Source organism: Microbacterium sp. M3 (assembly GCF_033548675.1).
Lineage (GTDB): Bacteria > Actinomycetota > Actinomycetes > Actinomycetales > Microbacteriaceae > Microbacterium > Microbacterium arthrosphaerae.
In genome coordinates this window covers 108,787-122,107 of the sequence record NZ_JAWTZT010000005.1, presented here as the reverse complement: position 1 = coordinate 122,107, position 13,321 = coordinate 108,787, and the positions used below count along the sequence as shown (strand labels likewise).

The 13,321-nt window shown below is 71.3% G+C and carries 8 protein-coding genes; 6 read left to right on the top strand and 2 right to left on the bottom strand.

The genetic code is table 11. The annotated features are described in order from the left end of the window. Positions 1-5: 5 nt before the first annotated feature. Entirely contained in the window at positions 6-1,250 is a 1,245-nt protein-coding gene (locus R8Z57_RS15070) for a glycosyltransferase (RefSeq protein ID WP_318354601.1), read from the top strand. On the opposite strand, the gene R8Z57_RS15065 is transcribed toward R8Z57_RS15070, so the two are convergent. Then, positions 1,251-1,910, bottom strand: coding sequence for a hypothetical protein (locus R8Z57_RS15065; protein ID WP_318354600.1), 660 nt, complete (start codon positions 1,908-1,910; stop codon positions 1,251-1,253). Between the two features lie 246 nt (positions 1,911-2,156). Between R8Z57_RS15065 and R8Z57_RS15060 the strand changes: the two genes are divergently transcribed. Next, on the top strand, positions 2,157-3,176 hold the full coding sequence (locus R8Z57_RS15060) for a GlxA family transcriptional regulator (RefSeq protein WP_318354599.1): 1,020 nt from the start codon (positions 2,157-2,159) through the stop codon (positions 3,174-3,176). A gap of 1,089 nt (positions 3,177-4,265) precedes the next feature. Here R8Z57_RS15060 and R8Z57_RS15055 read toward each other — a convergent pair. Further along, entirely contained in the window at positions 4,266-4,679 is a 414-nt protein-coding gene (locus R8Z57_RS15055) for a hypothetical protein (RefSeq protein ID WP_318354598.1), read from the bottom strand. 214 nt (positions 4,680-4,893) lie between these two features. Here R8Z57_RS15055 and R8Z57_RS15050 point away from each other — a divergent pair, with 214 nt between their 5' ends. The 4 genes from R8Z57_RS15050 (at position 4,894) to R8Z57_RS15035 (ending at position 12,570) form a co-directional block, all read left to right on the top strand. Further along, a complete protein-coding gene (locus tag R8Z57_RS15050) occupies positions 4,894-6,561 on the top strand; it encodes a SulP family inorganic anion transporter (RefSeq protein ID WP_318354597.1) in 1,668 nt (555 codons plus the stop codon). A gap of 267 nt (positions 6,562-6,828) precedes the next feature. Beyond that, a complete protein-coding gene (locus R8Z57_RS15045) occupies positions 6,829-9,033 on the top strand; it encodes an ATP-dependent Clp protease ATP-binding subunit (protein WP_318354596.1) in 2,205 nt (734 codons plus the stop codon). A gap of 915 nt (positions 9,034-9,948) precedes the next feature. Further along, positions 9,949-10,791, top strand: a complete 843-nt coding sequence (locus tag R8Z57_RS15040) for a UbiA family prenyltransferase (protein WP_318354595.1) — start codon at positions 9,949-9,951, stop codon at positions 10,789-10,791. A 129-nt stretch (positions 10,792-10,920) separates the two neighbouring features. Continuing rightward, positions 10,921-12,570: a glycoside hydrolase family 10 protein gene (locus tag R8Z57_RS15035; protein WP_318354594.1), complete on the top strand. Its 1,650-nt coding sequence runs from the start codon at positions 10,921-10,923 to the stop codon at positions 12,568-12,570. The last annotated feature ends 751 nt before the right edge of the window (positions 12,571-13,321 follow it).

The window sequence follows — 13,321 nt, the reverse complement described above, 5'->3', positions numbered from 1 at the left end:
GCCCCGTGCACGTCGTGATGTTCGGCGACCAGCACGCCGAGTCGCTCGGCGGGGCACAGGTGTCGATGCGGCTGCAGCGCCGCTTCCTCGAGAAGGTCGGGCACACCGTGACGATGGTGGCGCCGGCCATGCACGGCACCCGCGCGCGGGCGGCGCAGGCCGACGACGCCTACGTCGACCTGCCGTCGGTCCCCATCACCGCCGACCGCGAGTACTCGATGAGCTGGCCGGGGCGTCGAACCGATCGATGGCTGGATGCCGCGATCGCAGGTCGTGGCCCGGTCGACGTCGTCCACGTCCAGGCCGATTTCTGGGGCGCGTTCATCGGGTACCGCTTCGCCCGCCGGCACGCGCTGCCGGTGGTGCACACCATGCACAACCGGCTCGACGTCGGCATCGAGGCGACGACCCCGTTCCCGCGGCTCGTGCTGCGGGTGCTGAACGCGTGGCAGCGGCGGGCGCTCGGACGCCGGCCTGCGCCCGTGGAGCAGGGGCGCGACGGCTGGGCGTACCTGCGAGGGCTCGCCGCCGGCGCCTCGGCGGTCACCGCCCCCTCCGCCCACTTCGCCCGCCGGCTGCAGCAGCACGGCGTGGTGCCCGGGGCGACCCCGGGCGCGCCGCCGGCCGTCGACGTCATCTGGAACGGCATCGACGACGACCTCCTCGCCGAGGTGACCGCCGACGCGCCGGCCGAGCGCGCTCCCGGGCGCCCGCGCTTCGTGTGGCTGGGACGCATGAGCCCCGAGAAGCGGCTGCTGCCGTTCCTCGAGGCGCTCGCGGCATCGGGCGTCGACGCCGAGGTCGAGATCATCGGCGGCGGGGGCCAGCAGCGGGCCGCGCAGCGCCTCGTCGAGAAGCTGCGGCCGCGGGCGATCGTGACCTTCGCGGGACGGATGCCGTACGCCCGCACCCTGCGGCGGATCGCCGCCGCCGACGCGGTGGTGCAGACGTCCCTCGGCTTCGAGACGCAGGGCATGACGATCTTCGAGGCCGCCTCGCTCGGCACGCCGTCGGTGGTCAGCGATCCCGACCTCGCGGCCGAGCTCGGCGCAGGCCTTTGGCCCGTGGGCGACGGTGTCCACGCCGACCCGTCGACCGCCGCACTCGCCGACGCGCTGCGGGTCGCGGCATCCGACATCTCCGCCGGCCGCCCGCGCGTGCCCGACCCGACGGTGCGCGAGCGGTTCCGGCAGTCGTCGCGGACCGCGGCGATGATCGAGGTCTACGAGCGGGTCACCGACGCGCGGTGATCAGTACATGAACTGCATGCCGAAGCTGTAGAAGAGGCCGTTCAGCACCGACCACAGCACGGCGATGCCGATGCCCAGGCCCACGCCGGCGGCGCCCTTCGCCCGACCCTTGCGGGTGAGCGCGATGGCGCCGCAGACGATCGCCGCAACGGCCAGTGCGCCCTGCGCGACCGAGAAGAACGCCGTGATGGCGCCGATCATCGGGAAGTTGCCGCCGCGGATCGTGGCGGTCTGGACCAGCAGCGACACCAGCGAGTTCAGCATCAGGATGCCGCCGATGATCAGTGCGGCGAGGCCCAGTGGGTTGCGCGCCGGGGCCGGCGTGGCGGCCGCGGCGGGGTAGGCCGAAGGCGCGTAGGCGCCGGCGGCGTATCCCGGAGCCGCATACTGCGGCGCGGCTCCGTACGGGGCGTCGGGTGCGGCGTACTGCAGGGCGTCGGGTGCGGCGTACTGCGCTGCGCCGGGTGCGGCGTACTGCGGGGCATCGGGTGCGGCGTACTGCGGGGCGTCGGGTGCGGCGTGCTGCGCTGCGCCGGGTGCGGCGTACTGCGGGGCGTCGGGGTGGCCGGCGGGCGCGGGCGGAACCGCGTAACCGGACGGCGCACCCGCCGCCTCGGGGTGGTCGGGAGACTGCTCCGGTGCGTTCGAGGGCGTCGTCACACCGCAGAGTCTAGGGGCCGGGCGCGGCTCAGGGGAGGCGTGCCCGGTCGGTCGGCGTGCGGCGGTAGCCGTCGTTGCGGAGGGCGGCGATCGTCGAGGCGAGGCCGACTGCGGAAAGGGCTGCGAGAAGAATCACCATCAACATGGCAGAAACGCTACGCTTGTGCCGTGACTGCCACGAGTGGCAGAATAGCCATGAGTCGCAGGAAAACTGCCACGCTCGGGGATTTGAAGAAGGAGAGCCAGATGAGAACGGTCGCCTGCATCGTGACGGACGGCTTCGCGCCGTTCGAGTTCGGCGTCGCGTGCGAGGCGTTCGGCCTCGACCGCACCGATGACGGCATCCCAAGCTTCGACTTCCGCGTGGTGACGCCCGACCCGGGCGTCGTGGAGTCCAAGATGGGCTTCTCCATCAACGTCGACGCCGACCTCTCGTTCGCCTACGAGGCCGACCTCGTCGTGGTGTCGCCGGTTCCGCACCAGTACTGGGGGCGCATCGACGAGCGCGTGGCCGACGTCATCCGTCACGCCGTCGCGCGCGATGCCTGGGTGCTCAGCGTCTGCAGCGGCTCGTTCGTGGTCGCCGCGTCGGGCGTGCTCGACGGGCGCCGCGCCACGACGCACTGGATGTACGCGCAGAAGATGAAGGAGATGTACCCGTCGATCGACGTCGACCCCGACGTGCTGTACGTGCAGGACGGCCGCATCATCACGAGCGCGGGCACCGCCGCCGGCCTCGACGCCTGCTTGCATCTGCTCCGTCAGGAGCTCGGCGCCGAGATGACCAACATCATCGCCCGGCGCATGGTCGTGCCCCCGCAGCGCGACGGCGGGCAGGCGCAGTTCATCGCCAACCCGCTGCCGGCGACGACGTCTCTCTCGCTCGCTCCGGTCACGGACTGGATGCTCGACAACCTGCGTCTCGAGCTCACCGTCGACCAGCTCGCGGCGAAGGCGCACATGTCGCCCCGCACCTTCGCGCGCCGATTCAAGGCCGACTACGGCGCGACCCCGGCTGCCTGGCTCGCTCGGCAGCGGATCATCCACGCCCAGCGGCTGCTCGAGAAGACAGATCTCGGCCTCGACCGCATCGCGTACGAGAGCGGCTTCGGCTCGGCCGCCGTGCTCCGCCAGAACTTCTCGCGCGTGCTGGGCACGACCCCTACGGCCTACCGCGCGCGGTTCTGCTGCACGGATGAGGCGACGGATGCCGCGGCCGCCGCCCGAGCGGGGGTTGAGGCATCCGTTCTCGAGTCCGTGGCGTAGCCCCGTCGAGACCGGGGGTTTCGGCCGAGACCGGGGGTGTCGACCTCGGTCGCGGCGATTCTCCTATGGGGGGGTGACGTGCGATGGGCGCGTGGACGGGTGGATGCCGTGGCCGCCGCCCGAGCGGGGGTTGAGGCATCCGTTCTCGAGTCCGTGGCGTAGCCCCGTCGAGACCGGGGGTTTCGGCCGAGACCCTGGCGTAGCCCCGTCGAGACCGGGGGTTTCGGCCGAGACCGGGGGTGTCGACCTCGGTCTCGGCGATTGTCCTGTGTGTGGGACGTGCGATGGGCGCGTGGACGGGTGGATGCCGCGGCCGCCGCCCGAGCGGGGGTTGATGCATGCGTTCTCGAGTCCGTGGCGTAGCCCCGTCGAGACCGGGGGTTGCGGCCGAGACCGGGGGTGTCGACCTCGGGCTCGGCGATTCGCCTGTGTGTGGGTGATGGGCGATGGGCGCGTGGACGGGTGGATGCCGCGGCCGCCGCCCGAGCGGGGGTTGAGGCATCCGTTCTCGAGTCCGTGGCGTAGGCCCGACGAGACCGGGGGATTCGGCCGAGACCGGGGTGTCGACCTCGGTCTCGGCGATTGTCCTGTGTGTGGGTGACGTGCGATGGGCGTGTGGACAGGTGGATGCCGTGGCCGCCGCCCGAGCGGGGGTCGAGGCATCCGTTCTCGAGTCCGTGGCGTAGCACCGTCGAGACCGGGGGTTCGGCCGAGACCGGGGGTGTCGACCTCGGTCTCGGCGATTGTCCTGTGTGTGGGACGTGCGATGGGCGCGTGGACCGGTGGATGCCGTGGCCGCCGCCCGAGCGGGGGTCGAGGCATCCGTTCTCGAGTCCGTGGCGTAGCACCGTCGAGACCGGGGGTTCGGCCGAGACCGGGGGTGTCGACCTCGGTCTCGGCGATTGTCCGGTGTGTGGGACGTGCGATGGGCGCGTGGACCGGTGGATGCCGCGGCCGCCGCCCGAGCGGGGGTCGAGGCATCCGTTCTCGAGTCCGTGGCCTGAGCGCACCGGCCCGCGGTGATGCCGCAAACGGGAACGGGCGCCCACCTCGCGGTGGACGCCCGTTCTGCGTCGGCGATCGGGTCGATCAGCGCTGGCGACGCGCCTTGAGCTCGTGGCCGTGGACGGTCAGCGCGTAGATGACCAGCACGTCCAGCGCGAGGAGCGCGAGCGACAGCCACGGCTGGGCGGCGATGAGCGTGAGCTGGCCGATCGCGTTGAGCGCGACCAGGATGATCGCGACCACGCGCGCCCAGGTGGCGCCGCTGAGCAGTGCGAGGCCCACGAGGATGAGCAGCGCACCCGAGATCAGGTGCCACCATCCCCAGCCCTGCACGTCGATCGAGAACAGACCCGCCTCGCCCACGAAGTAGGCGGTGTCGGGGCCGATGAGCGCCTGGAGGCCGTGGAAGGCGTCGAGGGCGCCGGCGACGAGGAGGACGATGGCGGCGAAGACGCCCCAGCCCACCCAGCCGGTGACGGTGGTGTCGTTGTCAGTCATGTGGAGGATCCCTTTCGAGGTGGCGAGGTGCCGGTCGGGCGACCGGTCGGGTTCGAAGGCCCGGAGGCCGGAGTCCCGTGAGCGTCACGATAGCGATCCTGGGAGAACGCTGGGAAGAGGAAGTCTCACGCAAGTCGCGTGAATTACGCCCTGTGACTCCGGACGTCGCCGCGCGACGCCTCGGCCCGGCGCACACCTTCGCTAGCGTGGGCGCATGGGGCTCCACCCGCGCACGTGGTTCTCGCGCAAGACCCTGCGCAAAGACCTCGTCGCGGGGCTGACGCTCGGTGTCGAGAGCGTGCCCGACGGCTTGGCGCAGGGTCTCCTCGCCGGGGTGAATCCGCTCGCCGGGCTCTACGGGCACCTGTTCGGGATGGTGGGCGCCGCGCTGTTCACCAGCAGCGCCTTGATGACCGTGCAGGTCACCGGGGCGATGGCGCTGATCGTGGCGGACGCCGACCTGCAGTCCCGTCCCGACCCCGATCGGGCGCTGTACACGCTCGCCGTGATGGCTGGCCTGCTGCTGGTCGTTCTCGGCCTGCTGGGCGGGGGCCGTCTCGTCCGCTTCGTCCCGACGGCGGTGATGACCGGCTTCGTCACGGCGGTCGGCGTCAACATCGTGCTCGGCCAGCTCTCGAACTTCACCGGCTACACCTCGCAGGGCGCCAACCGTCTGGCGAAGACCCTGGATCTCGGCATCCACTTCGTCGAATGGAGCCTGCCTTCACTCGTCGTGGGAACTATCACCATCCTCATCATCGTGCTGCTGCAGCGCACGCGCGTCGGCGCGCTGGGGCTGGTGATCGCCGTCATCGTCGGATCGGTGTGCGCCGTGCTGCTCAACCTGTGGGTCGAGGGGCCCGTGGTGCTGCTGCGCGATCTCGTCGCGGTTCCCGGGTCGCTGCCGAGACCGGTGCTGCCGAGTCTCGACGACATCCTCTTCGTGGCGATCCCCGCCGTGTCGCTGACCTTCGTCGCCCTGGTTCAGGGCGCGGGGGTGTCGGCCGGCATCGCGGCGCGCGAGGGCAAAGCGTCCGATGTCTCGCGCGACCTCATCGGCCAGGGCGCGGGCAACATCCTGTCGGGCCTGTTCCGCGGCATGCCGGTGGGCGGTTCGTCGTCCGGCTCCTCTCTCGTTGTGACCGCAGGGGCGCGCTCGCGCATGGTGTACTTCATCGCCGGCACCGTGATGGCGCTGGTGATTCTGCTGGCTTCCGACCTCGTGGCCTACGTCGCGATGCCGGCGCTCGCCGGACTCCTCATCGTCGTGGGCGTATCGGCGGTGAAGCCCAGCCGGGTGTACTCCGTCTTCAAGAGCGGGCCGTTGCCCACCGTGGTGATGGCGGTCACGTTCGTGCTCATGCTTCTCATCCCGCTGCAGTTCGCGGTGCTCGCCGGCGTCGGGCTCGGCATCATCCTGTTCGTCGCGCAGCAGTCCAACCGCCTGCGCGTGCGCCGGGTGGTGTTCGCCGATGACGGCCGCATGCGCGAGATCGACCCGCCGGCCCGCATCCCGCCGCGCGAGATCGTCGTGCTGCAGCCCTACGGCAGCCTGTTCTTCGCCAGTGCGCCGACCTTCGAGCGTCAGCTGCCGGCGGTGACCGCAGAATCCGGCGAGTCCGTCGTCATCGTGCGGCTGCGCGGCACCGACGACGTGGGCCTCGCGTTCGTCGAGGTGCTCCGCCGCTACGCCCATGATCTCGACGCCGTCGGCTCGCGCCTCAAGCTCGTCGTGAGCGAGCCCGTCGTCGTCCGTCAGCTCGAGGCGGGCGGGCTCGCGGCCGAGATCGGCGACCGCAACATCTATCACGGCACCGAGTGGGTGGGCGAGGCGCTCCGCCGGGCCTACGACGACGCGCGCGAGGAGCGCAACCGGTCCTGACCGCCGGGGCCGAGGCCTGCGGCATCCGTCCCCTTGTCGAGATGGTGCGTTCTCGGCGAGACAGCACGTCGTCGGCGCCGACAACGTACGGGTTCGCCGAGAACGCACGATCTCGGCAAGGCGGGCGGCGACGGCGGGCGGAGCGGCGACGGCGGGCGGAGCGGCCGCGCGGTCGACATGCGCCGCGGGTTCTTGCTGGATGACCGATACGTCGGGTAAACTTGAGTCTGTACGGCTCAACTTTGCCGCAGAACTTTCAGGAGACATATGAACGCCACGCAACAGCCCGGGCAGGAGGACGCGCAGAGCGCCCTCGAGCAGTTCGGGATCAACCTCACCGACCGCGCCCGCCAGGGCAAGCTCGACCCCGTCATCGGGCGAGACAGCGAGATCCGGCGGGTCAGCCAGGTGCTGACCCGCCGCACCAAGAACAACCCGGTGCTCATCGGCGAGCCCGGCGTCGGCAAGACCGCCGTCGTCGAGGGCCTCGCCCAGCGCATCGTCGCGGGCGACGTCGCCGAGTCGCTCAAGAACAAGGAGCTCGTCACCCTCGACATCTCGGCGCTCGTCGCGGGCGCGATGTACCGCGGCCAGTTCGAGGAGCGCCTGAAGAGCGTGCTCAAGGAGATCACCGAGTCCGACGGCCGGATCATCACGTTCATCGACGAGCTGCACGTGCTCATGGGCGCGGGCGGCGGCGAGGGGTCGGTGGCGGCATCCAACATGCTCAAGCCCATGCTCGCGCGCGGCGAGCTCCGTCTGATCGGCGCGACCACGCTCAACGAGTACCGGGAGTTCATCGAGAAGGATGCCGCGCTCGAGCGCCGCTTCCAGCAGGTCTACGTCGGCGAGCCCTCGGTCGAAGACACCGTCGCGATCCTGCGCGGGCTCAAGGAGCGGTACGAGGCCCACCACAAGGTGGCCATCGCCGACGCAGCGCTGGTGGCTGCGGCATCCCTCTCCCACCGCTACATCCCCGCGCGCCAGCTGCCCGACAAGGCGATCGATCTGATCGACGAGGCCGCGTCGCGGCTGCGCATGGAGATCGACTCGGCGCCGCTCGAGATCGACGAGCTGCGTCGCCACGTCGACCGGCTCAAGCTCGAGGAGCTCGCGCTCAAGAAGGAGAAGGACGACGCCTCGAAGGAGCGCCTCGCGGCGCTCCGCGAGACCCTGCGCGTGGAGCAGGAGCGCCTGGGCGAGCTGCAGGGCCGCTGGGAGCGCGAGCGCGCCTCGCTGAACCGCGTCGGCGACCTCAAGACCAAGCTCGACGCCGCCCGCATGGAGGCCGAGCGCGCGCAGCGCGAAGGAAACCTCGAGAAGGCGTCGCGTCTGCTGTACGCCGAGATCCCGTCGCTCGAGCGCCAGCTGATCGAGGCCGAGCGCGAAGAGCCCGCGGGCGACCGCATGGTCAACGACCAGGTCACCGACGAAGACATCGCCGCCGTGATCGCGGCGTGGACCGGCATCCCGGTCGGGCGCCTGCTGCAGGGCGAGACCGAGAAGCTGCTGCACCTCGAGTCCGAGCTCGGCAAGCGCCTGATCGGACAGAAGGATGCCGTCAAGGCGGTGTCCGACGCGGTGCGCCGGTCGCGCGCGGGCATCAGCGATCCGGGGCGTCCGACCGGCTCGTTCCTGTTCCTCGGCCCGACCGGTGTCGGCAAGACCGAGCTCGCCAAGGCGCTCGCCGAGTTCCTCTTCGACGACGAGCACGCCATGGTGCGCATCGACATGTCGGAGTACGGCGAGAAGCACTCCGTCTCGCGCCTGGTCGGAGCCCCTCCCGGCTACATCGGGTACGAGCAGGGCGGTCAGCTGACCGAGGCCGTGCGCCGGCGGCCGTACTCGGTCGTGCTGCTCGACGAGGTCGAGAAGGCGCACCCCGAGGTGTTCGACGTGCTGCTGCAGGTCATGGACGACGGCCGCTTGACGGATGGCCAGGGCCGGACGGTCGACTTCTCGAACGTCATCCTGATCCTCACGTCGAACCTCGGCTCGCCGATCCTCATCGACCCGACCCTGTCGGCCGAGCAGAAGCGCGATTCGGTGATGGGGATCGTGCGCCAGGCCTTCAAGCCCGAGTTCCTCAACCGCCTCGACGACATCGTGATGTTCTCGGCGCTCAGCGAGGACGACCTCGCGCAGATCGTCGAGCTCGCCGTCTTCGCGCTCCAGCGGCGCCTGCGCGATCGGCGTCTGTCGCTCGCGGTGACGCCCGACGCGCGGGCCTGGCTCGCCGAGCGCGGTTACGACCCGGTCTTCGGTGCGCGCCCGCTGCGGCGCCTGATCCAGTCCGAGATCCAGGACCGCCTCGCGATGGCGCTCCTCTCGGGCCGCGTGCGCGACGGAGACGTCGTGAGGGTGGATGTCGCGGCCGACGGCTCTGCGCTGGTGCTCACGAGCGACGGCCCCGCCGCCTCGGAGCCCGCCGCCGACGAGGACGTGATCGAGGCCGAGCTGCTCGACGACTGAGGCCCGCGGCATCCGCTCGCGCCTCTTGGTCTGCGAGACCGCACGAATGCACGGACTTCCGGCCCGGGAAGGTGCGATCGTGCGGTCTCGTCGAGTTTGGCGGGGCGGCGTTCGGGAGGACGGATGCCGGAGCCGGCGGCCTCGGGGGGCATCGGCTCTCGCGCGCCCTTCGCCCTTGCGAGACCGCACGAATGCACGGACTTCCGGCACGGGAAGGTGCGATCGTGCGGTCTCGTCGGGTTTGGCGGGGCGGCGTTCGGGAGGACGGATGCCGTAGCCGGCGGCCTCGGGGGGCATCGGCTCTCGCGCGCCCTTCGCCTCTGCGAGACCGCACGAATGCACGGACTTCCGGCCCGGGAAGGTGCGATCGTGCGGTCTCGTCGGGTTTGGCGGGGCGGCGGTCGGGAGGACGGATGCCGTAGCCGGCGGTCTCGGGGGGCATCGGCTCCCGCGCGCCCTTCGCCTCTGCGAGACTGCACGAATGCACGGACTTCCGGCCCGGGAAGGTGCGATCGTGCGGTCTCGTCGCGCCGGCGGCGGGGCGTGGGGGAGAGAGCGGATGCCGACGTCCGCGGGTGTGGCATCCGTCTCCGCCCTCCCCGTCTGTGAGACCGCACGAATGCACGGACTTCCGGCCCGGGAAGGTGCGATCGTGCGGTCTCGTCGCGCCGGCGGCGGGGCGTGGGGGAGAGAGCGGATGCCGACGTCCGCGGGTGTGGCATCCGTCTCCGCCCTCCCCGTCTGTGAGACCGCACGAATGCACGGACTTCCGGCCCGGGAAGGTGCGATCGTGCGGTCTCGTCGCGCTGGCGACGGGGCATGGGGGAGAGAGCGGATGCCGCGGCCCGGGCATAGCGGGAATCCACCGCGCTCGCCAGCCCACGCCGCGGGCGGGCGCGCGTGAGAGCATCGAGCGTGCGCACCGTCCGCGCCCTGTGGGGCTCGTCGCATCCGGGACCGACGCTCGTCGTGACCGCGCTCGCAGTCGCGCTCGGCGTCGCGACCGGGCTCGAGGCGTGGCGGCTCGCGCTGCTCGGGCTCGCGGTCTTCGCGGGGCAGCTCTCCATCGGCATCTCGAACGACGCGCTCGACGCGGCCCGGGACCGGGCGGTCGGCCGCGCCGACAAGCCGCTCGCGCGCGGCGACGTCGGGCTCGCGGTGGCGTGGGGCGCGGCGTGGGGGCTGCTCGCCGCGGCTCTCGTGCTCTCGGCGCCGCTCGGATGGCGGATGCTGGCGACCCATGCCCTGACGCTCGGATCGGCCTGGGCGTACAACGCGGGACTGAAGTCGACGCCGTGGTCGATCGTGCCCTTCCTCGTGAGCTTCGGGGCGTTCCCGTCTCTCGCGACGCTGTCGGCGCCCGACCCGGCCTTCGCCCCGGGCTGGGCGTGGATCGCCGGCGCGGCGCTTGGCGCCGCCGTGCACCTCACGAACGTGCTGCCCGACCTCGACGACGATGCCCGTACCGGCGTGCGCGGGCTGCCCCATCGGCTGGGCCCGCGGGTGTCGGCGGTCATCGCGGCGGCCGGCGTGCTCGGCGGAGCCCTCGCGGTCCTGCTCGGGGCGGCGGGCGGCGACCTCGCGGCGGTCTCGGTCGTCTCGTGGATCTTCTTCCTCGCCGTGGTCGCCGTCGGCGTCGTCACCGCCTGGCTCGCGATCGCCCGGCCACCGACTCGGACGCTCTTCCGGCTCGTGATGCTGGCGGCGCTGCTGCTGGCCGCGCAGCTCGTCGCGTCGGGCAGCGCCATCGTCGCCTGACGGCGCCGGGCCGCGGCATCCGCTCCCGTCCACGTCCCGGGTCCAACAGGCGCGTGATTGGTAGTAACTCTTCACAGGTCGGCAAATCTCTGGAAGTATCTTCCGAAACACCGACCAGGAGGATCGACGATGCCCCTCGACCGAACGCCCGCGCCCACACGCCTCGACGCAGCCGCGCACCCGCCGGGCGTCGACCGCCGCGGCTTCCTGACGCTGGCGGTGGCGGGGGTCGCGGCATCCGCCTTCACCGTCACCATCGGCTCGCTCAGTCCGGTCGCCGCGCACGCGAGCGGGACTGTCGAGGCTTCCGCGGCGGTCGCCCCGCGCAAGCGCGAGCTGCGCGCGATGTGGATCTCGTCCGTGGTGAACATCGATTGGCCCTCGCGCACCGGGCTCAGCGCGGCCGACCAGCAGGCGGAGTTCCTGTACTGGCTCGACGTGGCCGAGCAGTTCCGCCTCAACGCCGTCTTCGTCCAGGTGCGGCCGACCGCCGACGCGTTCTGGCCGAGCCCGCTCGAGCCGTGGTCGCAGTACCTCACGGGCGTGCAGGGCCAGGATCCGGGCTACGACCCGCTCGCCTTCATCGTCGCAGAGGCCCACCGCCGCAACCTCGAGCTGCACGCCTGGTACAACCCGTACCGGGTCTCGATGGGCGCCGACCCCGCGGCCCTCGTGCCCGACCACCCGGCGCGCGTGCACCCGGAGTGGGTGTGGGCATACGGCGGCAAGCTCTACTTCGACCCCGGCCTGCCCGAGGCGCAGGAGCACATCCAGCAGGCCATCCTGCACTCCGTCGAGCACTACGACCTCGACGGCGTGCACTTCGACGACTACTTCTATCCCTATCCGGTGGCGGGGCAGACGATTCCGGATGCCGCCACCTATGCCGCTCACGGTGCGGGTTTCGCCGACATCGCCGCCTGGCGCCGGCACAACGTCGACACCTTCGTGCAGTCGGTGTCGCAGCGCATCAAGGCGCTGAAGCCATGGGTCAAGTTCGGCATCAGCCCGTTCGGCATCTGGCGCAACCGCACCACCGACCCGCTCGGGTCCGAGACCGGCGGATCCCAGTCGTACGACATGCAGTTCGCCGACACCCGCAAGTGGGTGCTCGAGGGCTGGCTCGACTACATCAACCCGCAGATCTACTGGCAGTTCGGGCTCGCCGTCGCCGACTACGCGAAGCTGGTGCCGTGGTGGGCCGACGTCGCGGCGACCTCGGGCACGCACCTCTACATCGGCGAGGCGCTCTACAAGGTGACCTCGGGCGTCTTCACCGACCCGGCCGAGCTCTCGAAGCACGTCGCCTTCGACCGCGAGATCGACGCCACCCGCGCGCCGGTGCACGGCAACGTGTACTTCTCCGCCAAGCACGTGCCCGCCGACCCGAAGGGGTCGATGTCGCTGGTGCGCGCCGACCACTACTCGCGACCGGCGATCGTCCCCGCGATGCCCTGGCTGCCCGCGACGGCGGTGCGCACGCCGGTGCTTGCGAACGCCGTGCACGGCGCCGGCGGGGTGACCGTGAAGTGGTCGGATGCCGCACCCCCGAGCGTGCGCGCAACCTCGTTCGCCGTCTATCGCGTCGACGGCTCGGCCGGGGCGATCGACATCGAGGACGCCGCGAACCTCGTCGCCACGGTCCGCGCCGAGCCCGGCGTGGTGCAGCGGTTCGTCGACGCCGGCGCCGAGCCGGGAGCGGTCTACACCTACGCCGTCACCGCGCTCGACCGCGTCTGGAACGAGAGCACGCCGAGCCGGGTGCGCGTGACCGAATAGCGGGGGAGACGGATGCCGCGACCCGGCCTAACGCCCCGGGTCGCGGCATCCGGTTCAGGGGCGCTGCATTCGGTTCGCAGAGCTCGGGTTCGGGCCGCTGTGCACGGGGGGCGGGGCCTTCACGTCGCCGCAGGAGATGGAGATCCGCGCTGAGTCGGGTGGTTTACGCCGGAACGGTCCGACCTGCTGGTGATCTCCGACTCTGTGGTTGTCGGTGGGGAGCATCCGAAGGTCCGGAGATTGGGGGTGCCCGGTGCCGTGCTCCGGGTCCTGGCGTCGCCGCAGGGCATGGAGATCTGCGCTCAGTCGGTCAGTTTCGGCGGATCCATCCGATTCGCTGGTGATCTCCGACTCTGTGGTTGTCGGTGGGGAGCAGCCGAAGGTCCGGAGAGTGGGGGTGCCCGGTGCCGTGCGCCGGGTCCTGGCGTCGCCGCAGGGCATGGAGATCTGCGCTCAGTCGGTCAGTTTCGGCGGATCCATCCGATTCGCTGGTGATCTCCGACGTTGTGGTTGTCGGGGTGCGGACGCCGCAGGTCCGTGCGGTGCCGTGCTGCCCGGGCGGGGTGCTTCTGGGCGGGGCTCAGGCTCGAGGACTCGAGGGCTCGAAGGCTCGAGGGCTCGAGGACTCGGGCGCTCGGGGTGGGGTCGGGTCGCCGCAGGGCATGGAGATCTGCGCTCAGTCGGTCGATTGCGCCGGATGTGCCCGATTGGCCGGATATCTCCGACGTTGTGGTGTGCAGATCACAGGCCC